44 protein-coding genes are annotated in these 24,625 nt (G+C 61.2%); 27 read left to right on the forward strand and 17 right to left on the reverse strand.

All coding sequences use genetic code 11. The annotated features are described in order from the left end of the window. Positions 1 to 34: 34 nt before the first annotated feature. The 13 genes from AC0ZZU_RS13630 to AC0ZZU_RS13690 all read right to left on the reverse strand — a co-directional run bounded on the left by AC0ZZU_RS13630 (position 35) and on the right by AC0ZZU_RS13690 (position 6,738). Entirely contained in the window at positions 35 to 547 is a 513-nt protein-coding gene (locus AC0ZZU_RS13630; protein ID WP_476341352.1) for a hypothetical protein, read from the reverse strand. 66 nt (positions 548 to 613) lie between these two features. Continuing rightward, the gene (locus tag AC0ZZU_RS13635; RefSeq protein WP_476341353.1) at positions 614 to 1,132 is read right to left on the reverse strand and encodes a hypothetical protein; all 519 of its coding nucleotides are present in this window, start codon (positions 1,130 to 1,132) and stop codon (positions 614 to 616) included. An 8-nt stretch (positions 1,133 to 1,140) separates the two neighbouring features. After that, positions 1,141 to 1,758 (reverse strand): lambda exonuclease family protein, encoded by a 618-nt coding sequence (locus tag AC0ZZU_RS13640; RefSeq protein ID WP_476341357.1) that lies wholly within the window; start codon positions 1,756 to 1,758, stop codon positions 1,141 to 1,143. Beyond that, positions 1,742 to 2,503, reverse strand: coding sequence for an ERF family protein (locus AC0ZZU_RS13645; protein ID WP_476341358.1), 762 nt, complete (start codon positions 2,501 to 2,503; stop codon positions 1,742 to 1,744). Before AC0ZZU_RS13645 ends, AC0ZZU_RS13640 begins: the two co-directional genes overlap by 17 nt. Positions 2,504 to 2,513: 10 nt before the next feature. Continuing rightward, entirely contained in the window at positions 2,514 to 3,671 is a 1,158-nt protein-coding gene (locus AC0ZZU_RS13650; protein WP_476341360.1) for a hypothetical protein, read from the reverse strand. Between the two features lie 154 nt (positions 3,672 to 3,825). Continuing rightward, positions 3,826 to 3,996, reverse strand: coding sequence for a hypothetical protein (locus AC0ZZU_RS13655; RefSeq protein WP_476341362.1), 171 nt, complete (start codon positions 3,994 to 3,996; stop codon positions 3,826 to 3,828). Then, positions 3,993 to 4,196 carry a hypothetical protein gene (locus AC0ZZU_RS13660; protein WP_476341364.1) on the reverse strand — a complete coding sequence of 68 codons (204 nt, stop codon included), beginning with the start codon at positions 4,194 to 4,196 and terminating at the stop codon, positions 3,993 to 3,995. The genes AC0ZZU_RS13655 and AC0ZZU_RS13660 overlap by 4 nt, the downstream gene beginning before the upstream one ends. After that, positions 4,193 to 4,612, reverse strand: a complete 420-nt coding sequence (locus AC0ZZU_RS13665; protein ID WP_476341365.1) for a hypothetical protein — start codon at positions 4,610 to 4,612, stop codon at positions 4,193 to 4,195. Before AC0ZZU_RS13665 ends, AC0ZZU_RS13660 begins: the two co-directional genes overlap by 4 nt. A 20-nt stretch (positions 4,613 to 4,632) precedes the next feature. Beyond that, on the reverse strand, positions 4,633 to 5,043 hold the full coding sequence (locus AC0ZZU_RS13670) for a DUF551 domain-containing protein (protein ID WP_476341366.1): 411 nt from the start codon (positions 5,041 to 5,043) through the stop codon (positions 4,633 to 4,635). Beyond that, complete coding sequence (locus tag AC0ZZU_RS13675) at positions 5,040 to 5,318, reverse strand: hypothetical protein (protein WP_476341368.1); 279 nt, start codon at positions 5,316 to 5,318, stop codon at positions 5,040 to 5,042. The genes AC0ZZU_RS13670 and AC0ZZU_RS13675 overlap by 4 nt, the downstream gene beginning before the upstream one ends. 292 nt (positions 5,319 to 5,610) lie before the next feature. Beyond that, a complete protein-coding gene (locus AC0ZZU_RS13680) occupies positions 5,611 to 5,859 on the reverse strand; it encodes a hypothetical protein (protein WP_476341370.1) in 249 nt (82 codons plus the stop codon). Between the two features lie 40 nt (positions 5,860 to 5,899). Then, complete coding sequence (locus AC0ZZU_RS13685; protein WP_476341371.1) at positions 5,900 to 6,088, reverse strand: hypothetical protein; 189 nt, start codon at positions 6,086 to 6,088, stop codon at positions 5,900 to 5,902. Between the two features lie 5 nt (positions 6,089 to 6,093). Then, positions 6,094 to 6,738 carry a DUF1281 family ferredoxin-like fold protein gene (locus AC0ZZU_RS13690; protein ID WP_476341373.1) on the reverse strand — a complete coding sequence of 215 codons (645 nt, stop codon included), beginning with the start codon at positions 6,736 to 6,738 and terminating at the stop codon, positions 6,094 to 6,096. 464 nt (positions 6,739 to 7,202) lie between these two features. Between AC0ZZU_RS13690 and AC0ZZU_RS13695 the strand changes: the two genes are divergently transcribed. Then, complete coding sequence (locus AC0ZZU_RS13695; RefSeq protein WP_476341374.1) at positions 7,203 to 7,511, forward strand: DUF1654 domain-containing protein; 309 nt, start codon at positions 7,203 to 7,205, stop codon at positions 7,509 to 7,511. A 55-nt stretch (positions 7,512 to 7,566) separates the two neighbouring features. On the opposite strand, the gene AC0ZZU_RS13700 is transcribed toward AC0ZZU_RS13695, so the two are convergent. Genes AC0ZZU_RS13700 through AC0ZZU_RS13715 form a run of 4 tightly spaced genes read right to left on the reverse strand, consistent with a single transcriptional unit; the run spans position 7,567 to position 9,703 of the window. After that, positions 7,567 to 7,980 carry a DUF6941 family protein gene (locus AC0ZZU_RS13700; protein WP_476341376.1) on the reverse strand — a complete coding sequence of 138 codons (414 nt, stop codon included), beginning with the start codon at positions 7,978 to 7,980 and terminating at the stop codon, positions 7,567 to 7,569. Next, entirely contained in the window at positions 7,980 to 8,477 is a 498-nt protein-coding gene (locus AC0ZZU_RS13705; RefSeq protein WP_476341462.1) for a helix-turn-helix domain-containing protein, read from the reverse strand. Before AC0ZZU_RS13705 ends, AC0ZZU_RS13700 begins: the two co-directional genes overlap by 1 nt. Then, complete coding sequence (locus tag AC0ZZU_RS13710) at positions 8,407 to 8,853, reverse strand: hypothetical protein (protein ID WP_476341377.1); 447 nt, start codon at positions 8,851 to 8,853, stop codon at positions 8,407 to 8,409. The genes AC0ZZU_RS13705 and AC0ZZU_RS13710 overlap by 71 nt, the downstream gene beginning before the upstream one ends. A 43-nt stretch (positions 8,854 to 8,896) precedes the next feature. Continuing rightward, complete coding sequence (locus AC0ZZU_RS13715; protein ID WP_476341379.1) at positions 8,897 to 9,703, reverse strand: XRE family transcriptional regulator; 807 nt, start codon at positions 9,701 to 9,703, stop codon at positions 8,897 to 8,899. 103 nt (positions 9,704 to 9,806) lie between these two features. On the opposite strand from AC0ZZU_RS13715, the gene AC0ZZU_RS13720 reads away from it, so the two are divergent. From AC0ZZU_RS13720 to AC0ZZU_RS13845, 26 genes are all read left to right on the forward strand, one after another. Next, the gene (locus tag AC0ZZU_RS13720; protein ID WP_476341380.1) at positions 9,807 to 10,022 is read left to right on the forward strand and encodes a helix-turn-helix transcriptional regulator; all 216 of its coding nucleotides are present in this window, start codon (positions 9,807 to 9,809) and stop codon (positions 10,020 to 10,022) included. A gap of 30 nt (positions 10,023 to 10,052) precedes the next feature. Further along, positions 10,053 to 10,241 (forward strand): hypothetical protein, encoded by a 189-nt coding sequence (locus tag AC0ZZU_RS13725; RefSeq protein ID WP_476341382.1) that lies wholly within the window; start codon positions 10,053 to 10,055, stop codon positions 10,239 to 10,241. An 18-nt stretch (positions 10,242 to 10,259) separates the two neighbouring features. Beyond that, positions 10,260 to 10,439: a hypothetical protein gene (locus AC0ZZU_RS13730; protein WP_476341383.1), complete on the forward strand. Its 180-nt coding sequence runs from the start codon at positions 10,260 to 10,262 to the stop codon at positions 10,437 to 10,439. A gap of 50 nt (positions 10,440 to 10,489) precedes the next feature. Beyond that, positions 10,490 to 10,696: a hypothetical protein gene (locus tag AC0ZZU_RS13735; RefSeq protein ID WP_476341385.1), complete on the forward strand. Its 207-nt coding sequence runs from the start codon at positions 10,490 to 10,492 to the stop codon at positions 10,694 to 10,696. 21 nt (positions 10,697 to 10,717) lie between these two features. After that, on the forward strand, positions 10,718 to 10,933 hold the full coding sequence (locus tag AC0ZZU_RS13740) for a hypothetical protein (protein ID WP_476341387.1): 216 nt from the start codon (positions 10,718 to 10,720) through the stop codon (positions 10,931 to 10,933). A gap of 121 nt (positions 10,934 to 11,054) precedes the next feature. Next, positions 11,055 to 11,810: a phage antirepressor KilAC domain-containing protein gene (locus AC0ZZU_RS13745; RefSeq protein WP_476341389.1), complete on the forward strand. Its 756-nt coding sequence runs from the start codon at positions 11,055 to 11,057 to the stop codon at positions 11,808 to 11,810. Next, positions 11,807 to 12,553 carry a DnaT-like ssDNA-binding domain-containing protein gene (locus AC0ZZU_RS13750; protein ID WP_476341390.1) on the forward strand — a complete coding sequence of 249 codons (747 nt, stop codon included), beginning with the start codon at positions 11,807 to 11,809 and terminating at the stop codon, positions 12,551 to 12,553. Before AC0ZZU_RS13745 ends, AC0ZZU_RS13750 begins: the two co-directional genes overlap by 4 nt. Further along, entirely contained in the window at positions 12,550 to 13,275 is a 726-nt protein-coding gene (locus AC0ZZU_RS13755; protein WP_476341392.1) for a replication protein P, read from the forward strand. The genes AC0ZZU_RS13750 and AC0ZZU_RS13755 overlap by 4 nt, the downstream gene beginning before the upstream one ends. Before the next feature lie 20 nt (positions 13,276 to 13,295). Next, positions 13,296 to 13,445, forward strand: coding sequence for a hypothetical protein (locus tag AC0ZZU_RS13760; protein ID WP_476341393.1), 150 nt, complete (start codon positions 13,296 to 13,298; stop codon positions 13,443 to 13,445). After that, positions 13,445 to 13,738 (forward strand): phiTE_015 family protein, encoded by a 294-nt coding sequence (locus AC0ZZU_RS13765; protein ID WP_476341395.1) that lies wholly within the window; start codon positions 13,445 to 13,447, stop codon positions 13,736 to 13,738. Before AC0ZZU_RS13760 ends, AC0ZZU_RS13765 begins: the two co-directional genes overlap by 1 nt. Beyond that, the gene (locus tag AC0ZZU_RS13770; protein WP_476341397.1) at positions 13,735 to 14,067 is read left to right on the forward strand and encodes a hypothetical protein; all 333 of its coding nucleotides are present in this window, start codon (positions 13,735 to 13,737) and stop codon (positions 14,065 to 14,067) included. Before AC0ZZU_RS13765 ends, AC0ZZU_RS13770 begins: the two co-directional genes overlap by 4 nt. Next, positions 14,064 to 14,480, forward strand: coding sequence for a recombination protein NinB (locus tag AC0ZZU_RS13775; protein WP_476341399.1), 417 nt, complete (start codon positions 14,064 to 14,066; stop codon positions 14,478 to 14,480). The genes AC0ZZU_RS13770 and AC0ZZU_RS13775 overlap by 4 nt, the downstream gene beginning before the upstream one ends. A gap of 202 nt (positions 14,481 to 14,682) precedes the next feature. Beyond that, positions 14,683 to 15,282, forward strand: a complete 600-nt coding sequence (locus tag AC0ZZU_RS13780) for a recombination protein NinG (RefSeq protein ID WP_476341400.1) — start codon at positions 14,683 to 14,685, stop codon at positions 15,280 to 15,282. Continuing rightward, a complete protein-coding gene (locus AC0ZZU_RS13785; protein ID WP_476341402.1) occupies positions 15,279 to 15,641 on the forward strand; it encodes a Lar family restriction alleviation protein in 363 nt (120 codons plus the stop codon). Before AC0ZZU_RS13780 ends, AC0ZZU_RS13785 begins: the two co-directional genes overlap by 4 nt. Then, on the forward strand, positions 15,638 to 16,183 hold the full coding sequence (locus AC0ZZU_RS13790) for a hypothetical protein (RefSeq protein WP_476341403.1): 546 nt from the start codon (positions 15,638 to 15,640) through the stop codon (positions 16,181 to 16,183). Before AC0ZZU_RS13785 ends, AC0ZZU_RS13790 begins: the two co-directional genes overlap by 4 nt. A gap of 377 nt (positions 16,184 to 16,560) precedes the next feature. Then, entirely contained in the window at positions 16,561 to 16,731 is a 171-nt protein-coding gene (locus AC0ZZU_RS13795) for a hypothetical protein (RefSeq protein WP_476341405.1), read from the forward strand. Between the two features lie 106 nt (positions 16,732 to 16,837). Beyond that, positions 16,838 to 17,044 (forward strand): hypothetical protein, encoded by a 207-nt coding sequence (locus AC0ZZU_RS13800; protein WP_476341406.1) that lies wholly within the window; start codon positions 16,838 to 16,840, stop codon positions 17,042 to 17,044. Between the two features lie 100 nt (positions 17,045 to 17,144). Next, a complete protein-coding gene (locus AC0ZZU_RS13805; RefSeq protein WP_476341408.1) occupies positions 17,145 to 17,471 on the forward strand; it encodes an MFS transporter in 327 nt (108 codons plus the stop codon). After that, the gene (locus AC0ZZU_RS13810) at positions 17,468 to 17,779 is read left to right on the forward strand and encodes a hypothetical protein (RefSeq protein WP_476341409.1); all 312 of its coding nucleotides are present in this window, start codon (positions 17,468 to 17,470) and stop codon (positions 17,777 to 17,779) included. The genes AC0ZZU_RS13805 and AC0ZZU_RS13810 overlap by 4 nt, the downstream gene beginning before the upstream one ends. A gap of 48 nt (positions 17,780 to 17,827) precedes the next feature. Next, positions 17,828 to 18,436 carry a putative metallopeptidase gene (locus AC0ZZU_RS13815; protein ID WP_476341411.1) on the forward strand — a complete coding sequence of 203 codons (609 nt, stop codon included), beginning with the start codon at positions 17,828 to 17,830 and terminating at the stop codon, positions 18,434 to 18,436. A gap of 31 nt (positions 18,437 to 18,467) precedes the next feature. Next, the gene (locus tag AC0ZZU_RS13820; RefSeq protein ID WP_476341413.1) at positions 18,468 to 18,944 is read left to right on the forward strand and encodes a DUF2280 domain-containing protein; all 477 of its coding nucleotides are present in this window, start codon (positions 18,468 to 18,470) and stop codon (positions 18,942 to 18,944) included. Beyond that, entirely contained in the window at positions 18,919 to 20,247 is a 1,329-nt protein-coding gene (locus AC0ZZU_RS13825; protein WP_476341414.1) for a phage terminase large subunit family protein, read from the forward strand. The genes AC0ZZU_RS13820 and AC0ZZU_RS13825 overlap by 26 nt, the downstream gene beginning before the upstream one ends. Then, a complete protein-coding gene (locus AC0ZZU_RS13830; RefSeq protein WP_476341416.1) occupies positions 20,247 to 21,701 on the forward strand; it encodes a DUF4055 domain-containing protein in 1,455 nt (484 codons plus the stop codon). The genes AC0ZZU_RS13825 and AC0ZZU_RS13830 overlap by 1 nt, the downstream gene beginning before the upstream one ends. Further along, on the forward strand, positions 21,628 to 22,722 hold the full coding sequence (locus AC0ZZU_RS13835; RefSeq protein ID WP_476341417.1) for a minor capsid protein: 1,095 nt from the start codon (positions 21,628 to 21,630) through the stop codon (positions 22,720 to 22,722). The genes AC0ZZU_RS13830 and AC0ZZU_RS13835 overlap by 74 nt, the downstream gene beginning before the upstream one ends. 115 nt (positions 22,723 to 22,837) lie before the next feature. Continuing rightward, complete coding sequence (locus tag AC0ZZU_RS13840; RefSeq protein ID WP_476341419.1) at positions 22,838 to 23,578, forward strand: hypothetical protein; 741 nt, start codon at positions 22,838 to 22,840, stop codon at positions 23,576 to 23,578. A 6-nt stretch (positions 23,579 to 23,584) separates the two neighbouring features. Then, positions 23,585 to 24,625: a phage coat protein gene (locus tag AC0ZZU_RS13845; protein ID WP_476341421.1), complete on the forward strand. Its 1,041-nt coding sequence runs from the start codon at positions 23,585 to 23,587 to the stop codon at positions 24,623 to 24,625.

The raw sequence follows: 24,625 nt of genomic DNA on the forward strand, positions 1-24,625 counted from the left end.
GGCGTGATTCGTTGAATAGGGGAGGGATGAAGCGTCAGACCGGAGCGATAACCTCGTCGCCCGGGTCCTGCTGAATCATCAGCATGCTCTTCTGGCTGAATGCCAGGGCCAGGCGAGGCGATATGCTCACCTGGTGTTGCGGTGGGGTCAGGAACTTCACGGCGTGCTGCGTGCCCAGCGAGTGGATGCCGTGGATAAGGGCCTCGATCACTCCAGCGGACTCCCGCGCCGCCCAGCGTGCCAGGGTCAGCAGGCACTCTGCCGTGCGGGGCCTGACGGCGAGCCTGAGCAGCTCAGGTCGCGCCACAATCCGGCTACCTGTAATTTCGTGGCGCACGATCCGCAGCAGCGCAGCCTGGCCCAGCGCCTCGACGTGATGAATCATCAGCGTCAGCGCCTCGCCCTGCTCCTCAATCCCGGCCCACTCCATAAGCTCCAGCAGGGCCTGTTTAGTCCCTGGCCGAACCCTCAAGCGCAGGTCTTCTTCCTGCAACCTCTCGGCCTTGGCGTGCCTGCGCAGGTCTCGTTCCTTCTGGGTCATTGCCATACGGCACCTCTTTCAATCCGCTCGGTGGCAGGTGGAACTGTTCTTGTCGCCGACGCTGGCGAACTTTCAGATTGGTCCGTCGCATCGCTTCCCCGCAGCCTTGGGGTAGTCGACCCCGAATAGGTGGATGATCCGGCAGAACTTTCGATCGGAGATTTCCAGGCGAGCCTTCGCCTGCTGACGGCTCAGGCCCTCGTCTCGAAGGGCGGAAATCTTGGCGGCCAATGCCTTGTCGGCGGCTGGATCTGCGTAGTCCCGAAACTTGTAGCCCTGGGACCGGTTAGGGTCCGGCTGGAACGAGAAGCCTCCTTCCACCGATGCCCTGTAGAGCGTCGTCTGGACCAGACCGGTATGTGCCATCGCCTGGGCGTAGGTCATGGTCTTGGCCAACTCGCGCAGTTCTGCGAGCCGGATGTGGCGCTTGGCCGCCTTCACGCTTACCGGCTTCTCCGGCACGGCCCGGATCACCTCGATGTCCCGGTGCGCCCGGTGCGGCACGTACTCAAAGCCCTCGAGCACGATGATCTGGCCGCCAGATTGAAGGAAGGCGGCGCGGGCCGCCTCCAGGTCGATTGATTGGTTCATTCGGCCTCCTATGCTGCGATGCCAAGCACGCGATTCATGCGATCGTCGAGGATTTCGTAGAAGGTCTTCACCCGCTCGGTGAGCTTGCGGATCATGGCTTCATCTCGATACGCACGCTTCACAAACAGCGGCATGCCTGGCCAGTAGCAGATGAAGTCGATCCATTCGCGCTCGGACACCCACAGACCGCCCTGGCACTGGGCGACGTGCTCTTTCGGGATCTCGCCGCCCAGGATCACGTCGACCTGAAGCTTGGGGAGTTTTGTCTTGATCTCGGTCAGCCCCTTCTCGCCAACCAGTGCGTCCGGCGAGTAGCCGATACCGTGATTGAGGATGATCCCAACTTCGGTTGTCTCGACATCCTCGCTGTCGCGGTAGAGGTTTCGGGCCACCCCTTCAAGTTCGTGACCGCGTTCGGTATGGCGATTGCCGCTGAAAGGGTCGGCAGCTTCGCCAGTGATGCGCTCGCCGATCAGCGTGTTCATGTAAGTGAAGGCGCCTACACCGAAGCCAGCTTCGCCCTTGCCGTTCACCAGCAGGCACTCCAGCTCGCTGCAGGTGATGATGCCCAGGCGAAGATCCAGCCAGGCTTGGGTGCCTTGCTCAACGTCACTGATGATCCGCATTTGCAGCCTCCGCAGCCTTGATTGCTTTGTTCAGTTGGGCGACCAGGATGTCGTGTCGGCCTTTTGGTACGCACTCGGCCGAGCCGTATTCGCCCGTGAACCAGTCGCGGGTCTTCTGGGTGCAGCGATCCAGCAGCGCGGTAATGCCTGCCGCCTGAACGCTGGTGACGTTCGCCGTCGGCACCGCCGCATGGCCGTCGTCATCCTCGCCGCGCGTGGTGAGATTGAGGAGGGCGCCCATCACGTAGCGCTTGCCGTAGCTGGTGGACGAGCCGACAGCCTGGACCGCGTTCTTGCTTCCGCTGGTGTCCAGGGGCAGCAGCATGGTGGTGCTTTCCCGGTGGCCAGCCCGATGCATCAGGATTCCTGTCACGCTCAGACCGGAAGGCGTGTTATCGACCTTGAAGGTGATGGCGAAGCCGTGGATCTGCATGATCGGCTTGATGACGTCGTTGATGTCCTCGAAGGTGGCGTAGTCGCTGCGCTTCTGGCCATTCACGACAATGGCGCCGCGCTCGGCGATGCTCGGGATGTCGCTTTGCATGGCCGCCATGGCCGCGTTGAACTCAGCCTCAGCGTCGCGGGCCTGCATCCGCTCATGCATCGCCATCAGACGCTCGAGCTTATCGATGTCGCAGGTCGGGTCGGTGGCGGCCCGGCTGATTACGGCGAGGATGCTGCTGTCGGCCTGGGCCGGAGCGGCCACCTGGCGGCGCTGCTCCGGAACAATGATCGTGCTGCTCATGGTTTGCGCCTCAGTAGGAGATGGCGATGTTTGGGATCTTGCGCTGGGCAATCAGAGTGATCGCTTGCTTGGCGCCTTCCTCGGTCATGCCGCCGGCGATGAAGGCTTCCAGGGCGGCTCGGTTGATTGTGGCCCGGTGAGCCTTGTCGGCCTCGCGGGCTTCTTGCTGGCGGACGATCTCGGCGGCAGCGGCGTCGGCCCGGCGGCGCTCATCCTGGCGGGCCTGCTCGGCAGCTTCCTCGGCACGACGGGCAGCGGCCTGGCGATCCTGTTCGGCGCGCTGCTCGGCAGCTATTCGATCGGCTTCGGCCTGGACCTTTGCACGCTCGGCCTGTTCGGCCTGCAATTGCAGTTGGAGGCGCTGGCGTTCGGCGGCAGCCTCGGCATCTCTGGCGGCCTGTTCGGCAGCACGCTGCTGGGCCGCGGCCTGATCAATCAGGGCCTGCTCGCGGCGGGCGGCCTCGGCGCGCTCAGCTGCTGCACGCTCACCTGCTTCGCGCCGCTCACGTTCGGCAGCTTCACGGGCAATGGCAGCCTCGCGGTCTGCTTTCTCGCGGGCTTCTGCCTCGGCGCGCAGGCGGGCCAGTTCGGCCTGTTCGGCTTCGTACTTCTGCCGGGCGGCCAGCGCATCACGCAGCGCTGCCAGCACCTGGTCCTTCACCTGACCGGCCTCAGCCGCGAACTCCTCCCACGACTCGCCCAGGGCAACGCCTTCAACCTTTCCGATGCGGTCCAGCAGATCTTCGCTGACCAGCACCCCCAGTTCGGCACCGTGCGCTTTCAGCCTGTCGAGTGCCTGTTCGTGCGAAGCCATCCGGGCAGCCTCGGCGGCTTCCCATTCAGTCAGAGGCCGGCGCGTCTCATCCCGCAGCGCGTCCATCTTCGTGACGAAATCGCGAAGCTCAGCCTCGACCACCTTCGGCATTTCCTTGAGACGGCGCAGGTAGTCACGGCCCGGCTTCTCGACGGCGACCTTGGACTTGCTGACCTTCGCGGCCAGGCTTGCGATGCGTTCGCGACCCTTGCAAGTGGTCAGGTCCGGCACTTCGCCCGTTACCTCATCCTTCACCAGGTTGAGGAAGTGATTGAGGCCGCCAGCCACATAGATGGCCGGGGCGTTCTCTTCGCTGATCTGCTCGATCTTGATCAGTTGCTGTTGTGCGGACATGCGAATCTCCCGCGCCATCCATGCGGTGGGCGCTGATGTGGTGATTACTGAGTGAGAAGGTCGGCGAGGGCGCCGGACAGCATGAAGACGGTGCATGCGAAGAGCATGGGGAATGCCCCGCGCCAGAAAGCCAGGCGCTTGGCCTGCTGGCGGGTCACGCTCTTGGCCTCACACTGATGCGTCCGGCCTTGATCGCCGCGACCAGCTTCGGCGGAAGGTGCGTAACTGGCAGGTCTCTCGGAACGCCTGCGCTGATGATCGCCAGACTGCGCTCGATCTCCTCCAACTGCTCATCAATGAGCGATTTCATCGGTGCGGTGCTCATGCTGCCTCCTTGCGCCGCTGGGCAATCCGGCGGACGCGCTCGCAGTAGTGGTTGAATTCTTCGGCATCAATGGCATGCACAGAGAAGTAGGCGACGATCAAGGTTTCAGCCTTGGCCTCCTCGACCAGGCTAGCGCCGGGGAGCAGCATCGTTTCGATGGCCCCCTCAATAGCGCTGACCGCGACGCTGTGCGGGATCACAACTGGAACTCCTCTGCCTCTGCCAGCACCCCGTCCTTGGCCAGCGGCCGGAGCAGGGTGCGGGCGATCTCCCGCAGCGCTTCCTCCGGACTGGCCACCGCCAGGATCTCGTCCGCTGCCTCGGCTGCATCGCTCGAGACTTTGGCGCGCGAGGCCAGGACCAAACGGCCCAGGACCGAATTGCTGATGCCCGACACACCCAGCTGGCCCATCACGAACTCATCCACCGCGACGGCGAACTGCTCGAAGGTAACGCCCTGCTTCTGGCGCAGGCGGCGCTGGAAGGTCACGTCGCGGCGAGCCAGCAGCTCCTCGGCGGCGTTGTCGACCCAGATGCGTTCTGCCTCGCCCTGGCAGTCATCTGGCGCAGGCTCGGCGTTGTCGTACAGGAACTGTGCTTTGCGAAGTGCGACCATGGCGGCCTCCATGTGGTGGTTTACTCGTTGGGGTCGACTGGCAGCGGGTGCCAGTGAGTGGTGATCGGTCGGGCGACATCGCCAGGGCCGTCAGCGCAGGTTTCGATGAGCTGGCAGGATTCCTCAGCCTCGTACCACGCGCCGCCTTCTGTATCGCTCGAATCCGCCTGCCAGCAGTCCAGTTCGGCAGCGAAGCAGTTCCAATTGGGCCACTTGCGCCACACGACAACGGTTTGGCCATCAGCTGGCTTGGCGTCCTCGCACTTGATCCAGCCCTTGCCACGCGACAGGAGAGCAGTTATCGCAAGGGCATGGCCTGTCACGGCCTTGTGCTCGGTCAGGGCGGTAACGCTTACCACCGTGAGGGAAGTGCCGCCTTTGGCTGTCCACGATCCGTCAGGGTTCTGCTTCACATCGATAGGGGCGCTCATGCTGCCTCCGACCAGTGGCGGTTGATGCTCTCTTTGGCGTACGGCGAGAGGCGCTGGAAGCTGTTCACCCCGCCACATCCAGGCATGGTTCCTTCCAGCTCGACGCAGGCCTTGATGTCACAGCGCCGGGAGCACACCCAGCCGCCGTAGTGGCAGCGGTGCACTTCTCCTTTCGGGTCGGGGTGATAGGCCAGGCCGCCTTTCCAAGAAGGCGACCCGCGCAACTTGAGGCCGCAGCCCCGGCACACGGCCTGGGTATCGGTGCATTCATGCATTTGGTGGTCCTCTGGACCGCATTGGCCAGGAGCCAGGCGCGGGTGACCAAACCCACCGTGAAAGGTGGCCTGGCACCTGCCGATGCGGTCGAATTGAAAGGGAAGGGTTGATGCAGGGGGCCGCATTGCGCGGTGATGATTCGTCCGCATCGGTGGATCAACTGGCTTCATAGCTCGACCAGCTTCGCCCGGGGCGTGAGAGGCTGGGTGGTCCTCGACCAATTGATCCACCGATGCGGCCTGCGATGGGGAGCAGGGCATCGGGCCGTCTTTCCGGCTGTCAGGGATTCAGTCAGCCAATGGCTGGGCGCGACAGGAAGTCATTGATAGCTTGCTGTTTGGCGTCCTCACCATCCAAGAAGCGAATCGCCCATGGCATCAGCGTCTGGACAGTGCCGTCCGCCATCTCAACGATGGCGACACTGTAGTTGCCAGGGCCGTTCTCGAACTCTTCGTACTCGACGCCCCAGCCGTGAAACTTTCCTTCGGCCGCGTCTTCGAGCTCTGTCCGGCGCCCGCGATCGTCGTGCAGGGCCTTCATTGTCATAACTGGTCGCATCGCCTTGCCCTCCAGGGCCTAGTTATCGCCCGCACGCCTCAATCTCACCGTGCGCAGCCTGCAGCCTTTCGATCAGCTCGAGCCGCTCACTACCCGAGAGGTGGTGCGCAGCAGCGTGGAAGATCCCGTCAGCCAGCGCGCCGGTGTACATCATCAGCAGCGTGTCGCCTTCGCGGGCAGTGAAGTTGATGGTCTTGGGTGGGGTGGTCAAGGCTGTCACTGCTCGTCAGGCTCTGGCTCCCACCCCTTCACCTCATACGCAAAGGCCTGCCACTTCTGCTGGTCAGCCGCGGACATCTCGTTCCACCCAGCCGACTCATCACGGGAGATCACTTCGCCACCCCTGAAGGTCACCGTGCCGCAGTTGCTGCCGATGTCTTCGTCGGCATAGGTAAGTTCGATGGTTGCCTCGGGGAACATCTGGCTCAACTTGACGAAAACCGGCTCAGGGAACGACCAGGCAGTTTCAAAGCTTGCGTCATTGGGCCCGTTGACGCTCGGCTCGCATGCGTTCCACTTGGTACCCCAGGCGGACCGAGCGAAGTCCATGCTGTGCATGAAGCCGGTCTTGCGATGGTTGCGCAGCATCTGAACGAATTGCTCGAAGCTCTCATCGCTAAGTTTCGACAGGTCGAAGCGGCTGCGGCTTTCACGCTGCATGCCACCAACGAGCGGGTGACCGTTCAGCGGCAGCCGCAGCACCGCCTCAGCAGCTGTCTCGGCGTCACCGAAGACACCATTCCATGGAAATTCGCCTTCGAACTTGAGGATCTTGCCGAAGTCGATGCGGCCTTCCTCGTTCACCATGGCCTGAATTACTTCCTGCGGCGCCTTGACCTTGTTGGTTACCCAATTTGGCATTTTCTTGTTCCTCCAGTGGATTCCCGATGCCGCCTCATCGAAGCGGCATCAGTGAATATTTCTGGTGAATCCTTATCTCCAGCCGCGGGCCTCTCGGCTTGTTCTCCCGCTGGATAACTGTTCTCGGCGCTTTACGCTGCACGCCCGGGGCAGTTGCCACCCCTCTGAACCGTTGAGGCCGGTTCATCGCTGCCTTTGAATCTGGGCCGGTGGTTATCCGGCAAGGTGTGTCGCTAAAGAGCGGGCGGGCCTCTTGAGGCCCTCTCTCAGCGCGGGTCCCTCGTTGGGGACTGCGTTGCGATGGAGCAAATATCACGCATCGTGTTTTTAATGTCAACACGAAATGTGATTTATTTTGATGGAGGTGTGTTGAGAATTTTTCCTACGCAGCGGGTTCAAGTTTCACGACACGTGATGTAACCTTCAATGCACTGGATGGATATACAGCTAATGAGGGAGGTGATATGGCGAAGCAGAAGAAGGCGGTGCAGGAGCGTCAGGTGATGACAGGTGTCGAGCGGCTAGGGCTACGGGTCTCATCGATGATCAATCACCCCGTTGCGCAGCTGCAGCGCTGGGTGACAATCTACCGGCTGGATACAGACGGCGATGCGGAGTGGGAAGAGGTGATGGGCGTGCTGGCAGAAACGCCGGAGTTGGACCTTATCTTCAACGATGACGGAGGCGTCACGGTGCGGTGGGAGAAGCAGGAGGTTGAGAGGTGGCTGACCGAGACGAATATCGAGCCGGAGGAGGTGGCGGCGCCTTTCTGACAGGCATTAAAAAGCCCAGCCAAGGCTGGGCAATTCTTAAGATCAGATGCGCAGTCTAGCCTTGGATAACCTCAAGGCTGGCACAATGCAACTTTTCTCCGTCGACCAACAGATTTAGCTTGAGTCGCCCAGGCTTATCGAGATGTAACGGGGAGAGGATGGCCATCATCTGAACCATATAATATTTTCCCTCTTCCTGAAGCTTGGGTGCCTGATCGATGATCCCCTGGATCTGCTCCTTACCCAGCTCCATCTTGAATATCTCGGCCTCGGAGTAGGAGCCAGTTATCACTAAGCTCTCGAACATCGACTCCTTGGGTGTCGACACAGAGACTATGATGCAGAGCTTTGGAAGCGCGCATGGAAACTCAGGGGTTCCGAGTTGTCCGTTATACAAGCCGATAAGGGACGTTTTGTTGCCTACCTCATGCCGGATATCATCACAGTAGACGGTATGAGCGTAACGCATTATTTCAATTCCTTTTGTGCGTTCATGGTGCGCTGACGATCAATCATCCCGGGGAGCTTGCCGAAATCGATATCAAGGGCCATGCAAAGCTTTTGTGCGGTGGAAAGCATCACATCGTTTCCGGATTTTTCCAGATTGGCGACATGAGGCTGGCTGGTTCCAATCATCATGGCGAGTTGCTTTTGAGACAGCCCTTTCCGAAGCCTGGCAGTTCTCAGCGTATCGGCTTCGCCGGGATACAAAAGATCCGCCGCCCACGATCCAGCAGCAGCTAGCTCCCCATTCATACTCGGGTCTGCTTCCAGCTCCGCAGTCAAGGCATCAAAATCAAGATGGTCTGACTGCAAATTCGCTGAAACTGCGCTGAATTTTGCCGTGATTACCGCGCCTGAAATGGACGTGGTCCGCACGGGGGGCGGAGCGGAGTCACCAAGCTCTGTCGACCAAGGCTTGGTAGGCGCTTGCGATGCGAATAGAGATAGGGTGGGTGAGCTCATAATTGAACCTTTCGTCATGAATAACGCCGTATTCGGCCTTTTCAACTATTGCCAGCAGCTGATACTGATTCTCGGTAGGAAAGAAGGCATGAATCAGTCGGAATCCTTCGATTTCCTGATCGAAAAACCTCAGTCTCCAGAGGTTCATGCTTGCCTCCTGCGCAGCCCCCCATGGACCTGTATTGAACTTCGCGCCCTTTGGTCGAGGGCGAGCGGGGCTGCCTCCCCAGTCGGACTGGGTAAGCCTATCCAGAGCATCCTGATCAACACGCAGCTGTCCGAGAAGCTGATGCAACCTCAAGCCTGCGCGACGATCGTTCGCGATGATCAACCGAAGGTCGGCCGTCGCATCATCGTGGATGATGAATTTGTACAATATATCGTCCTTAGTATATTTCCACAAGAATCGCCCCTGCCCATCAGGCAAGGTGCGCATTCCAGACCAACAGGACCCGGGCTTGGATGAAGGTGTCCTCGACCCGGATGTCCTCGGACGGATGATTGGTGTTGTCCGAGATCATCTTGAAGTGATCGCGACCCTTCTTCTGTAGGCGCTTGATGTAGAGCATCTCGTCATGGGAGAAGAGGTAGATCCCATCCCCCACGAACTCTCGAATACTCACGTCGACCAAGAGCGGATCACGGTGCTTGACCGTAGGCGCCATAGACTGGCCCCAGCCCGTAACCAGCTTGAGGTGGAAGTGCTCAGCGAACTCAACCCCGATTTCACGCAGGTGCTTCGGGCTAACCCGGACATCTTGGAGCATCTCTGGGAAGTCCTGCGCAACCTGGCCGCCGCCCATTGCCGCCCTGACGTCATAGTGGGCAATCCACACTTCATCGCCCGCAAGGCCAGGCCGGGAAAAGTCGGGAGTTGGGATGCTCGTTTCGACCGAACCCTCTGCAGCGGCGAGCAAGCGCTGCCGTGCATCTTCGGGGATTCCCTTTCCGCTCTTCGCGAGCATCTGCTTGACCAGCTCAGCAGTGCTTCTTGCTGGCGCAGCTGCTTGATCCGATGCCGGGGAATTCAGAAGCAATTCTGACTGGTCGACACCCAAGGCTGACGCTATTGCCGCTATGTCGGCCAGGGTGGGCTCGCGCGTCCCGACTTCATAGTTGCCCACTCGCGACTGCGACTTCCATCCGCATGCTTCCGCTAGCTGGGCCTGTGACATGCCAGAGGCTTTTCTCAAGCGCTTGATGCGCTGACTTAGTGATTCATTCATGCGCCGGATTTCATCACGAAACGAAATACCCGGCTTTCACTTATTGTGATTGCAATTAACACGATGCGTGTTTATCCTTCGGTCATCAATGGAGGAAAACCGCATGAACCAAGTCCGAATGATCCGCGAAAGAGCTGGCGTTACCCAGGCAGCGCTGCGCCGTCAGCTCGGCTGGAACCAGTCTCGTTTGGCCAACTACGAATCCGGCCTCAGAAACCCAGGCCTACAAGAGGCCCGTCAGATCGTCGATGCGCTGAACGAGCTGGGCGCTCTATGCGCGCTTGACGATGCGTTCCCGCCAGAAAAAGCAGCCGCCTAATCAACTTCAACAGCAAGGAGCCACCCCAGCATGTACGCCAACCCCAAGCACCTACATGACCGCGAGATCAAGGTCCGGGTCGACGAGGACACATTCGAGCTGATTCAGGCTCTGGCGAAGTTCCACCGAACCCAGCGCGCGGTGTTGTGCCGCGAGCTGCTGGAAGCGCAGTTGGCTGCATTGGCCTCGGAGAGTACCGCCGAAAACCACGCGGCCTGAAGGCCCGCAGGAGGCCCCATGCCGATTGAAGACATCGGATTGGACCAGGGAATGATGGAGCTGCTGGAGCAGGAAGCGCAGAGGAGGGGAGTCACCCCCGAGGCGCTTGCTGCTGAGCTGATCCGTCGAGAACTGGCCAACCGAACGAAACCTCGCAGTCCGCGGGGTTCAGTAACACCGTTCCATCGCAAGGCCTGAGTAGGCCCTCATCCGGACCACAGCACGTAGCAAAGCAGGGGAAACACCTGATGGCCTATGACGAAAAAAAGCACCGCAACGAGCACCAGGTGAAAGTCCGGCTGGATGACCAGGACTTTTGCGAGCTCAAGGATTTCGCCTTGGAATTCAAGACGCAGCACAGCGTCCTGGCGCGGGAAATCATCTTGGCCGCCCTGGCGTTCAAGCGAGAACACGGCCACCTGCCGGTGACCATCGAAAAGAAGGCTCGGGCCTGAATAGGGACCCAGGGAGGACCAATGCCAGCAGTAACCGATGCAACGCCTTTCCGCGAGGTGGAAGTAGCGCAGTTCCGGAGGGACGACTTCGAGGATCTGGAGGCTTGGGCCGCAGAAATGGGGATCAGCACTGATGAGCTGGCTTCGCAGATCGTTCGCCGGGCCAGCCTCTTCATGTCGCAGCGTCAGCAGGTCCAGGCAAGAGAGAACGTGGTGCCGTTCGCGCCACGAAGGTAACGCTCAAGTCCCTAATTAGGGACCCCAGGCGCCGGTCCCTGGTTAGGGACCAGTAAAGCGCAGGCACAAAAAAGCCGGGATTCCGCCCCGGCTCTCTGCAACACAAACTCTGAGGCGAATTATGCATATGCAGAATCCCAGTGTACAGGCCCTCACCAGGGCCGCGCCACAAAATGCGAGCAACGATTTCGTGGCGCGCGAAGTCACCATGAGCAGCTCCGAGATTGCCGCGCTCACCGGAAAGCTTCACAAAAACGTGATCCGTGACGTCCGCGAAATGCTGGATGCGCTGCAAGTGGATGGCTCAGATCTGAGCCATGTCCGTGAAGAGAAAGATGGCCGGGGGTATACCTCTGAATTCCATCTTGATCGCGAACTGACCGAGACGCTGCTGACCGGCTACAGCATTCCGCTGCGGCGCAAAGTCATCCACCGCCTGCATGAACTCGAGCAGGCCATCTCCCCGCGCGTGCTGGCCACCTTGCCCGACTTCTCCAACCCAGCTGCCGCCGCGCGCGCCTGGGCCGAGGAGTACGAGCAGCGCCAGGTTGCCCAGCAGGCCCTGGCCATCGCCGCACCCAAGGTCGAGTTCGTCGACAAGTACGTCGATTCGACCGGCCTCAAAGGCTTCCGCCAGACCGCCAAGCTGCTCAAGGCCAACGAGGCCCGGTTCCGCGAGTTCCTGCTCGATCGCAGGATCATGTACCGCATGGGCGGCGAGTGGCAGGCATACCAGAGCCACATCGACGCCGGCCGCTTCGACGTGAAGACCGGCACCAGTGACGGCGGGCACGCTTTCAACCAGACCAAATTCACCCCAAAAGGCGTCACCTGGGTGGCCGGCCTGTGGGCACAGCACACCAAGGAGGCCCAATGATGGCTGGCGACTGGATCAAATTTGAGCTCACCACCATGGACAAGCCAGAGGTTTGCCAGTTGGCAGATCTGGCTGGCATCGATCCTGATGCAGTGGTTGGAAAGCTGATGCGCGTATGGGGCTGGTTCGACCAGCAAACCGAGAATGGTAACGCTCCGAGCGTTAGCAAAAAGTTACTCGACCGATCCGTGGGCGTTACCGGCTTCTGCGAATTCATGAAGTCGGTTGGATGGATGACCGAGGTAGATGGCTGCATCAGCCTGCCTCACTTCGACCGGCACAACGGCAAGACCGCGAAAAACCGGGCTCTCACGGCGAAACGGGTCGCCTCTCACAAGAGCAAAGGTAACGCTGGCAGCGTTAGCAATGCGTTACCTAGAGAAGAGAAGAGAAGAGAAGATCAAAACCCTCTCTCTGCGCGGGAAGCTGTCGACCCTCGCATGCCCAGCGAAATGACCCTCGACTGGCACCCTGACCAGAAGCTGCTGAAGACCTACGCGGTTCACTCGGGCTTGGCGCTGGACCTGGTGACCGAAGAGGCGCGCCGCGCATTCACTGCCCACTACGAACCGCGGGGCCAGGTGAATACCCAGGCCGAGTGGGTGCAGATGCTGGTCAAGTGGGTGCTGAACGACCGCAACCGTGCGGCTGCCTCGAACGTGAAGCAGTTCCCGGCACGCCAAAGCAGCGAACCTGACTTCGACAGCACTGCGTGGGCAGAGAACCTGGTGGTGCGCCCATGAAATCAGCCAACCAACTTATGGCCGCCATGGCCAACCGACCGCCTGAGCTGAGCAATGGCCCGGTAGTGGTCTCCCTGGAAACCGCCGAGGTGGTCAACGACCTGTTCCGCCGCCTGCGCGGGATCTTCCCGGCGTGGCGCCAGGCCTGGCCCTCCACCGACGCCCTGAACGCCGCCAAGGAGGAGTGGATCAAGGAGTTCGCCGCCGAGAACATCCGCACCCTGGAGCAGATCGAGTTCGGCATCGAGAAGTGCCGCAAGCTCAAGAAGCCCTTCGCGCCGAGCGTGGGCGAGTTCATCGCCATGTGCCAGCCGACCCCTGAGGGCTTCGGCATGCCCGCTCCGGGTGACGCCTGGGTCGAGGCCCTGATGGCCGTATACAGCCATGAGGGCGTGAAGATCGCCGCCATGGCCACCGGCCTGTTCGACCTGCGCTCTGCCCACCAGAACGACAAGGGCCTGCAGGCGCGCTTCGACCGGGCCTACCAGATCGTGCTGCGCCGGGCCCAAGAAGGCCAGCCGCTCGACGGCAGGATCGCCACCGGTATCGGTCACGACAGCCAGAAGAGCCAACTGGAGTTGGCCGACGAGTTCGCCCGCCAGAAGCAGGCCCGCCTGCTGGAAGTGCAGGGCATCCCCACCACTGCCGCCGCTGCCCGTGCGCAGCTGCTGGCCAAGTTGAACATCAAGCGCGCCGGTCAGCCGGCCGGGGAGAGGGGGTGAACAGCTCCGCCGAGAAACGTATGCCCGCATGCAGCCACTGCCACGACCAGGGCGAGATATTCACTGGGCGATATGCCGACCAAGGCTACTGGCAGCCGCCCGAGCCGATCATGGAACCATGCCCGTACTGCGAAGAAGAGCGCAACGAAGCTGTCGAGGAGAAGCACTGATGGACACCAACAAGATGCGCGAGCAGGCCGGCCAGCAGTTTGAGGCTTTCTACGCCGAGTACGAGAAGAAGCGCGAGGACAATGGCTGGATGCCCTTGGAGAGCCATGTAGTTGTGCACATGCGTAACGCCTGGATCGCCTCCCGCGCCGCCGTGGTGGTGGACCTGCCGCAAGGAAGCGGCATGTTCAATCTATCTGGCGGGCGCGCGCCTGGAGGTTTGCCCCTGGTCGAGTTAAAGCAGGTTGCTGACGCAATTGAGGCCCAGGGCCTGAAGGTCGAGGTGAAGCCATGACCGACATGATCTGCAGGAAGACCATGATGCGCTGCCAGACGCAGGGCATGTGCTCGCCGCATGGCGGATGCCAGCCCTCGGTCGCCACTGTAGACAGCGCCTGGCTCAATCAGCTGCGATCTGAATTCGTCGCCATTGGCCAGGAGCGCGACCAGCTCAAGGCCGAGAACGAGGCGCTGCGCGTGGATGCCGAGCGGTATCGGCAGCTGCGCGACAACGGGTATCTGGACAGCTGGGCTGATGTGCACGTCTGCGATGAGCATCGACGGCCAGGCCTCATCGATGCCGCGATCGACCGCGCACTTCTGCTTGAAGGGGGTGGCTCATGACTGAGTTCGCCATCCGCAGCCCGCAGGACCTCAACCGTCTCTACGGCGCCCTGCATGCCATCGACCTGACCAAGCCCAAGGTGGTTGTGATCAAGGACGTGGACCGCAGCATCGAGCAGAACAAGAAGCTCCATGCCTCGCTGGCCGATATCGCCAACCAAGTCGAGCACGCCGGGAAGAAGTGGAGCGTCCTCATCTGGAAACGCCTCCTGACGGCCGCCTGGCTGCGTGAGAGCGGCGAACAGCCTCAACTGATACCAGCGGTAGACGGTAACGGCTTTGACGTCGTGTACGAACGCACAAGCAAGCTCAGCGTGAAGCAGTGCGCGAGCTTGCTGGAGTGGATTCAGGCGTTCGGCGCCGAGCACCAGGTTCGCTGGAGCCAGAAGGATCTGTGGGAGGGGCGGTATTGAACAATCTCAACCAGTGCGAATGCCACCGCTGCATCGCTGAAAAAAGAAAAGGCACTGAGGTTCTGGGCGTCTGGGTATCCCTGGCCAGCACCAAGATGATCCTTTGCCCGGTATGTGGCTGCAAGCGCTGCCCGCACGCGAGCGACCATCGGCTTGGCTGCACAGGTAGCAACAAGCCTGGACAGCCAGGGAGCGTTTACCAATGACTCGAGTAGCCCTCAAGGATGTGAAGCAGAAGACCTGCAAGGCCTGCGGCGGCAAGTTCCGGCCATCGCTGTCGACGCAGAAAGCGTGCGGGGTGAAGTGCGCCTTGGAGCTGGCGAAGAAGCCAGAGAATCAGCAGGTAGCGCGGAAGGCCCTTGCGCAGCGCGACCGCCGCGAGATTCAGGTACGCAAGGAGAAGCTCAAAAGCCGCGGCGACTACCTGCGGGAGGCTCAAATTGCCTTCAACGCTTACATCCGCCTGCGCGACCAGTTGGCGGGGTATGCGTGCATCTCCAGCGGGCGCCCGCTCGACTGGAACGGCAATGCAGTGGATGCCGGCCATTACCGCAGCGTCGGCGCCGCGCCGCACCTGCGCTTTGACGAGCGCAACGTGCACGCCCAAAGCAAAGAGCAGAACCGCTATCTCTCCGGCAACGCCACGGACTACCGGGTTGGCCTGATCCGCCGCATCGGCCAGGCCGAGGTAGAGGCCCTGGAAAGGGACCAATCAGTGCGCAAGTACACCATTGATGACCTCAAGGCCATCAAGGCCCAGTACCGGGCGAAAGCTAAACAGCTCAAGGAGCAAGCAGCATGACCGAACAGATCAAGTTAGCGCCTTGCCCCTTCTGCGAGGGGCCTCCCTGTACGACCGTCCAGAACTACCTGAGCGGGGAGTTCGTGGAGCATGACCGCCCGCAAGACGAATCGTTTTCCGAGGACTACGAGGCTCATGTCTGGTGTCACGAGTGCGGCGCTGCGGGACCTCTCGTGAACTCATGCGACCTTGGGAGCTATTACGGCCTCTTCGACCTCACCGCTGATTGCGTGATGCGCGTAGCTGCCGATCGGTGGAATGCCCGCAACGACAAATCTCGCCCGCAGTACGACGCTGGCGACGTCCAGGGCCTGAATTTCTACCCGCGAACCGATGACAGCAAGGAGAAGGCGGCATGAACTACCAGAACGTGATTTCAGCAGTGGTTTGCGCTCTGGCGGCCGAAACGATCAAGGGCGCTGGCGGGTGCGACTTCGAGCCCAAGGTTCAGACGTCCAAGCTCAAGGGTGAGATTGTGGGCAAGGAAGCCGCTTTCCTCATCGATTGCATGGTATTCAGCCGCCTGCACAAGAACCTCAGCGCTGAACACTGGCGGCACCTGGTGGCAAAGTACTCCACGCACACTGATCGAAAGCACACGGCCATTGAGGAAATCACCCGGGCGTTCCGGTCTCCGGCGCCTGAGCGATTCCGCCACTGCGCGATCGTGATTTGGGCAATGCCGCGGCTTCCAGGGGTAGAGGGCAAGCGGAGTACGAATGTTCTCCCGGCCGCCTGGTATGAGATGGACAACTGGACGGACGACCCGCACCCGATCAAGACCCAGGAGCGCTGGAGGCGTGACATCCGCAAGGCTCTGGAGAGCTCTGTGAACGAGGCTTTGACCGAGGCACAGCACATTCTCGACGATGAAGGCCTTTTGGTGGCAAATGCCGCTTGACGGCAAGTGATCCAATGAGCCAATATGAACCCATCCTGTCATTCCTGCGCGTGTTGAGGAGTGGATCAGAAAGCCCTGGCTATAGAGCCGGGGTTTTTTGTTTTCTGAAGGTAGCGCCGCTTGTCGAAAATTCAGAAATCTAAACATCCGCGCCACGAAATGAGAGATTTCAAATTGTGGCGCGAACATCGCGGATTCGAGATGATTTTGAGGGCATAGTGATACTATGTCGGCAATATATTGGTCGAAAAGAGCCAATTTCCGTCGAAACCAGAAGGATCTTCCCTCTAGATTTAGTGGTCGAAACGTTGCATAACGTAAACACGTGACGCAGAATGCGCCCCGTTTTAGCAACTGACTGCCTCAAGGAGAGGGAAATGACTCTGGACTTCAGAACGTTACGCTTAGTTTTTTCAGGCGCGATCGTTGGCGTAGCGATCGCCGGTCTTCTTGGCTTTGACACCTCGTCCCTCGGGCCGGCTGGCCTGGCATCTCTTATTGGTGCTGGCGGCACAGTTGCAGCGCTAAAATTTGTGGCCATTATCTGAAATGCCATTCGACTTGGGCCTAGATGCCTGGACTGTTGTTGTAGGCTTCATTTCCGTAGTCCTGCGATATCTAATGCAGGGGTTCAGCGTCAAGAAGGACGAATGCGTGGTCGCATTCCTGAATGGAGCTACGATCGTTCCGTTCGCAGTGCTGGTTTCGTCGGCCTTCAGCCCTGATTTTCTTGAATTGGCAATGACGACTAAAGGGTCGATGGCGCTTGCAGGTGGTGTCGGGATATTTTCGGTAGCAGGTGACGTGCTTGCTCCGAAAGATCTGCGTCGAAAGGTTAGAGCCCCCGCTAACGAAGCCTAACAACATTCCGTATAAGGGTCCCGCCGCTGAGCGTGATCCACACTCCAAAGCCCTGGCATCCGCTAGGGCTTTTTCGTTCATGCACAGCGAGAGGTCGAGCATGGAGATCTTCCATCGCCTGCTCGAGAAGTTCGATTGGGCAATTGCGGGCCTATTAGGGGCCCTGGTCGCCACCCGATGGCATAAGGACTACTTGCTCGACCGGAAGGCCTGGGTTCTGTTCCTGCTCACCGGGATGGCCTGCGCCCACTACCTGACTGGGATGGTCAGCGCCTACTTCGGCATCACCGAGCCGCGCAGTGTCGCAGGCGTGGGCTTTCTTCTCGGTACCTTCGGCGGATCTCTCATCGCCGCCGTAACCCGAGCGATCAAAGCCGCCGATCTATGGTCTGTCATCAGGTCCAAGTTCGGAGGGCCTAACACATGACGTTCGAATACGTGAATGCTGTCGCAGCAGGGTTCATTGCTTTCTGGGCTACCTGGTGCGCGCTGAGCGGGAAAGTCCGCGACGGCGTGATCGGCAAGATCCTTTACGCGGTCATCGCGTTGAGCGGCTACGCCATCCTGGCTCGGTCGGATCGATTGTTTTTCACCCCCAATGCCGCTGGAGTCACGATGCACGTTGCCCTGGCAATGGCCGGCCTACGCCATATCTTCATGGTCACGTACTGGCCCAAGGTGAAGCGCTGGATCTGCCGTCGACTGGACTGCGATCGGTGCAAGCCCGCTGAGTGATCGGCGCCACAAAATCGAGGTGCGCCGTTTCGTGGCGCGGGAGTGAATATGAGCAGACCGATGCCGCCGGCCGACCTGCTCGAATCGATCTTCCTCACGATCCGCCCAGCACCTGAGGTGTGGGAGTGGATACAGCGCGAGATCCTCGCCGACACCGGCAGCATCCACAACCCCGAGCATGGCCACCTCATCGATGCGAGCATCGGCGTGCTGTGGGCGTCCTCTTCATTCGGCAAGCAGGGTCGCACGGTGCTGGGGCAGGCCGAGCAGCTCATGTTCCGCGCTGGTGGATGGCAGAAGGCCCGGCAAGAGCAGCAGATGCGGGAGTGGTTCGGCGAAGAGCCGGCCTACCTGATCACGCTGGCTGCCGACTACTGCGCCCAGTGCACTGAGGCTGAGTTCTGCGCCTTGGTTGAGCATGAGCTGTACCACATCGCCCAGGCGACGGATGAGTACGGCGCGCCCAAGTTCACGAAGGATGGTTTGCCCAAGCTCGAGATGCGCGGCCATGACGTCGAAGAGTTCGTTGGAGTGGTTCGTCGCTATGGGGCGAGCGAAGAAGTACAGCAGCTGATCAATGCTGCAAACCGGCCGCCTGAGGTGGCCAAGATCAACATTTCGAGGGCCTGCGGAACCTGTCTACTCAAGTCGGCGTGATTCTGTACAGGCTCTGGACGGATGACAGCCTATGGCAGCCCTCAGCAACGACGTGAAGGCCTTTATCGTTCAGGCCCTGGCGTGCTTCGACACGCCTTCACAGGTGGCCGAGGCAGTCCAGAGAGAATTCAACCTTACCGTGACCCGCCAGCAGGTGGAGACCCACGACCCGACCAAGTACTCAGGAAAGGGCCTGGCCAAGCGCTGGGTTGCCCTCTTCGAAGACACAAGAAAGCGTTTCCGTGAAGAGACGGCAGACATCCCCATTGCCAACCGTGCCTACCGACTCCGCGCGCTTGGCCGCATGGCCGAGAAGGCCGAGAACATGAAGAACATGGCGCTCACTGCCCAGTTACTGGAGCAGGCCGCCAAAGAGGTGGGCGATGTATACGTGAATCGCCGTCTCGAACCCGACAAGCCCCTTGGCTCCCAGGCGGACCAGCAGCACGCCGTTGCTGAGTACACGCTGGAGCCAGACGAGAATGTCCCGACTACCCCGCACCTATGACCCGCCGGTAAAGCTGACGCCAAAGCAGGCGAATATCTACTGCTGGGGTTTCCAGCCTGAGGCGCGCTTCCGTGATGCGGTCTGCGGTCGGCGATTCGGCAAGACCTTCCTCGGCAAGGCTGAGATGCGCCGCGCGGCCCGGCTGGCGGCGGAGTGGGGTGTCAGCGTCGAGGACGAGATCTGGTATGGCGCGCCGACGTTCAAGCAGGCCAAGCGGGTATTCTGGCGACGACTGAAGCAGGCCATCCCCGAAGCCTGGCGCGCGGCCCGACCGAACGAGACCGAGTGCTTGATTACCCTGAAGTCCGGCCACGTCATGCGAGTGGTCGGGCTCGACAACTACGACAATCTGCGCGGCTCCGGCCTGTTCTTCGTCCTGGTGGACGAGTGGGCCGACTGCCCCTGGGCGGCCTGGGAGGAAGTGCTCCGGCCAATGCTCTCGACTTGCCAGTACTCAATACCCCAGACCGGGGAGACGCGAAAGGGCGGTCATGCGCTGCGGATCGGTACGCCGAAGGGCTTCAACCACTGCTACGACACATACCGCGACGGCCAGCCAGGCGGCGAGCCTGACCACAAGAGCTGGCAGTACACCTCGCTGCAGGGCGGCAACGTCCCGGCTGAGGAACTGGATGCTGCCCGCCGCAAGATGGACCCGCGCACCTTCCGGCAGGAATACGAGGCCGGGTTCGAGAACTATGCCGGGGTCGTCTACTACACCTTCGACCGCAGTGAGTGCGGCACTACCGAGCGCATCAAGCCGGGCGAGGCGCTGCACATCGGCATGGACTTCAACGTCATGAAGATGAGCGCTGTGGTCTACGTCGTCCGTGACGGCCTGCCCCTGGCGCTGGATGAGTTCCACACTGTGCGCGACACGCCGGAGATGATCGAGAAGATCAAGGCCCGCTTCCAAGGCCACGGCATTTCGGTCTACCCGGACGCCAGCGGCCAGAACACCAGCAGTAAGAACGCCAGCGAGTCTGACCTCTCCCTGCTGAAGAAGGCTGGCTTCACCGTTGTGGTCGATTCGCAGAACCCCGGCGTGAAGGATCGCGTCAACGCGGTCAACGCCATTCTGCTCAATACCTACGGCGAGCGCCGCCTGAAGGTCAACATCGATCAGTGCCCGAAACTGACCCAGTGCCTGGAACGCCAGACCTACAACGACAAGGGCGAACCGGACAAGGACCCGAAGAAGGGTCACGACCACATGAACGATGCCGCCGGCTACTTCATCGCCAAGCGGTACCCAATCAAGAGCCAGTCGGCCGGCACTCGCCGCATCGGAGGTTTGGCGTAATGCCTGTTCAATCCACAAACCCAGACTACGACGCTCACATCGATGAGTGGCGGATGATGGACGACGCCCTGGAGGGCGAGGGCGCTATCAAGCGCAGCCCATATAACTTGCCCAAGCCCAGCGGCATGGTCGAGGCGGAGAAGCTGGATGGCGCCGGTAACGCGTATCTCTACCGAAACTACACCGACCGGGCCCAGTACGAGCACTGGGTGCGGGACTCGTTGCGTTCCATGATGGGTCTGGTCTCACGGCTCATTCCCGAGGTGAAGCTGCCCAGCGGCATGAAGGGTCTTGAAGAGAATGCCACCGCTGACGGCTTCGGCCTGACTCAGCTGTTCCTGCGGATCGTGCGCCAGGCCATTTCCCACGGCCGAGTGCCGCTGGTGGTCAACATCGACGACTCGGGCCAGCCCTACTTCGCCACATACGCGGTGCGCAACGCCATCAACTGGGACACAGCTGACCAAGGCGGACGCCAAGACCTGGTGCTGTCCGTGTTCCGCGAGTTCCGGAAGAAGGACGCCGAGGATCGCTACAGCCATGAGTGCGTGACGGTCTTCCGCGAGTTCTACATGGAAGGCGAGGTCTGCTACACGGCGGTCCGCAACGAAGCTGGCGAGCTGATCGAGGATGCCCGCCCACTTGGCACCGTCGGTACCGATAACCAGCTCGTGCGAGGCCTGGAGTACATCCCGGTCATCTACTGCGGATCGACCGACAACTCGCCTGAGGTGGACGAGATACCGCTGCTGACCATGGCCCGGGCAGCGCTGAAGTCCTACCAGCTCAGCGCCGACTACTTCACTGCGCTGCACCAGACCAGCCACCCGCAACCGTGGGTGTCCGGCCTGGACGAGAGTGTGGAGCTCAGCGTCACCGGCCCATCCGCTGCTTGGGATCTTGGTCCGAAAGGCTCCTGCGGGTACCTCGAGTTCCAGGGCGCTGGCATTCAAGCTGTCCGCACGGCCATGGAAGACCAGAAGAACGCCGCTCTCGAGGCTGGCGCCAAGGTCATGGACGTGTCCGGTACCGAGTCGGGCGAGGCCCGTAAGACCCGCCAGAACGACCAGCACGCGACCCTGCACAGCATTGTCATCACTGCGGCGGCCGGCATTGAGCAGGGCCTGCGGTATGCAGCGGAGTGGACTGGCTACAACCCGGACGATGTCGCTTTCAAGGTCAAGCCTGAGTTCGTGATCCCGGTCGTGGACGCCCAGGTGCTGGCCGAGCTGCAGAAGAGCGTCATGGCAGGCACGATCAGCGCCGAGACCTATTGGCAGTACCTCACCACCGGCAAGCTGCCGGAGCGGGCCTACGACGAAGAGGCTGGCCTGATCAGCGACGAGCGCGAATCGGCCGGCATCAACCTGGACAAAGACGATGGCGACGAAACCGGAGCAGACAGCGGACGAGAAGCTGCTGGAGCAGGTCAGTCGGCACGCGGTACTGCTTGAGCGACTCAAGGCGGGGGAGGTCAAGAAGTTCGAGACCTACCTGCGCAGGATCGACGTTCACCTTCGTGATCAGCTGACACGCAAGGAGCTGACGACCTACAGCCGCAGTCGGCTGGAAGAGTTCCTGGGGCGGGTCGGCGGCAAGCTGCTGGAGATCTACAAGGCCTTCGGCGACCGTATGCAGGCCGACCTGGTCGACATCGCGATATACGAAGCCGCCTTCGAAGGCCGCAGCCTGGCCAAGGCGCTGCTGATCGACGCGATCATGCCAAGTGACGCCCTGATCAGGGCTGCGATCAACACGCAACCGCTGCAGGTGTCAGGGATCGATGGCGGCACGCTGCTGAAGGCATTCCTCAAAGGCTGGACGCGCACTGAGTCGGCCCGGGTCACGAACGCCATCCGGCTTGGCGTCGTGCAAGGCCAGACCAACGCAGAGATCACCCAGGCCATTCGCGGTACCGCGGCGCAGAACTTCACCGACGGCGTGCTGGCGGTCAGCAACCGCAATGCCAAGTCGGTCGTGCACACGGCGGTTCAACATGTGGCCAGTACTGCGCGTATGGAGACACTCAAGGCGAATGCCGAGGCCGTGCCGGGCTATCGCATCGTTGCCACCCTCGATCGAAAGACAAGCCTGCTGTGCAAGAGTTTGGATGGCCGCGAGTACGAGATGGGCAAAGGGCCGGTGCCGCCGTTCCACATCAACTGCCGGACCACCATCACGCCGATCACGAAGCTGTCTGCGCTCTTCGGCCAGGGGGCTACGCGGGCTTCGGTGGGCGCATCCGGCGGCGCTCAGGTATCGGCCAGCCTCAGCTACTACCAGTGGCTTAAAACCCAGCCCGCGGCGTTTCAGGATGCTGCACTGGGCCCGGTCCGCGGCAAGCTGTTCCGCGATGGCGGGCTGACCGCCGAACGCTTCGCCGCGCTGCAGTTGGACAAGAACTTCAAGCCGCTATCACTGCAGCAGCTCAAAGAGCTGGAGCCGCTGGCATTCGCACGAGCTGGCATCAACTGATCCGCGCCACGAAACGCGATCTCGCGAAACGTGGCGCACACATTCCAGGCCTCGCCAAGTGCGGGGCTTTTTTACGCTCGCGAGGCGGGCCGACCAAACCCAAGGGGTGAACCAAGTGGCAGACGAAAACCAGATTGATCTTGAAGACCCGGCAATCAAAGGCGCCATCGCAGCAGCCGTCGAAGCCGCTACCATCGGGCTCAAGAACAAGAACACCGAGCTGCTTGGCTCGCTCCGGAGCACCAAAACCGAGCTGGAAGGCTTCAAAACCCAGTTCGAAGGCCTGGACATTGAGGCCGTAAAGGGTCTGCTGACCAAAGCTTCTACAGATGAAGAGACCCGCATGCTGGCCGAGGGCCGACTTGACGAGGTCATCGCGCGCCGCACCGAGCGCCTGCGCACCGACCTTGACAAGCAGGTCAAGGCCGCCAATGAGCGCGCCGACAAGGCCGAGGCCTTCGCTGCCAAGTACAGCGACAAGGTCCTGGCCGACTCCATCCGCGCTGCCGCCATCAAGGCTGGCGCGCTGCCCGAGGCTGCCGAGGACATCATCCTGCGCGCCCGTGGCACCTTCAAACTCAGCGAAGACGGCGAGGCAATCGCTACCGACCGTGATGGCGAGGTCATCTACGGCAAGGACGGCAAGACCCCGCTGTCTCCCCTCGAATGGGCGGAATCGCTGCGCGAGACCGCTACTCACCTGTGGCCAAGGGCCCAGGGTGCCGGACCGACCGGCGACAACGGTGGCAAGGCCACGCAGAAGTTTTCCGACATGACCGAAGCCGAGCGCACCGCCTTGTTCAGGGCGGATCCGGCGAAATATCGCCAGCTGCGCGATGCCACCAAACAGGAGTAACACCCTATGGCGACTACTCGCCTTTCCGATGCTGTAATCCCCGAGGTCTACGCCGACTACCAGGCGGAGAACACCCCCGAGAAGACCGCCTTCTTCGAGTCCGGCGTCGTGGTTCGCAACCCGATGCTGGACCAGAAGGCGAACACTGGCGGCCAGGAGATCCAGATTCCGTTCTGGCGCGATCTGGATGCGTCTGTCGAGCCAAATGCCTCGAACGATGACCCCGCCGACATGGCTGCACCCAACAAGCTGGGCTCTGGCCTGCAGAAGGCCCGGATCAGCTACCTGAACCAAGGCTATTCGGCGGCTGATCTGGTGGTGGAACTGGCGGGCTCTGACCCGATGCAGCGTATCCGCAACCGCTTTGGCACCTACTGGCAGCGTCAATGGCAGCGCCGCATCATCGCCTCCGCCGTCGGCCTGCTGGCAGACAACAAGGCCAACGACGACGGCGACATGGTTTACGACGGCGCAGCGAGCCTGTGGTCTCGTCAGGCCTTCACCTCTGCGGTGTTCACTCTGGGCGACGCCTTCGGCCAGCTTTCGGCCATCGCAGTGCACTCGCTGGCGTACAAACAGATGATCGATGCCGATGACATCGACTTCGTGCCGGACAGCCAGGGCAACCTGACGATCCCCACGTTCATGGGGCAGCGCGTCATCGTGGACGACTCCATGCCGGCCACCAGCGCAGGTGACCCGGCGACCATCACCACGACCGCTGTGTTGTTTGGTGCTGGCGCTTTCGGCTATGGCGAGGGCAGCCCAGAAGTGCCGGAGGAGATCGAGCGCCAGGCGCGCGCTGGCAACGGCGGCGGTGTGGAAACGCTGTGGGAGCGCAAGACCTGGATCCTGCACCCATTCGGCTACCAGTTCACCGGCGATGACATCACCAATCGCGCGAACCTGCGCGGCCGCACCGGCGCCGATACCAGCGTGGACGAGTTCTCGCCGCTGCTGGCCGACCTGCGCAAGGCTGCGAACTGGAGTCGCGTCGTGGACCGGAAGAACGTGCCAATCGCGTTCCTGAAGATCAAAGGCGCCTGA

The sequence above is a fragment of the Pseudomonas sp. JE3303 genome, assembly GCF_056312565.1.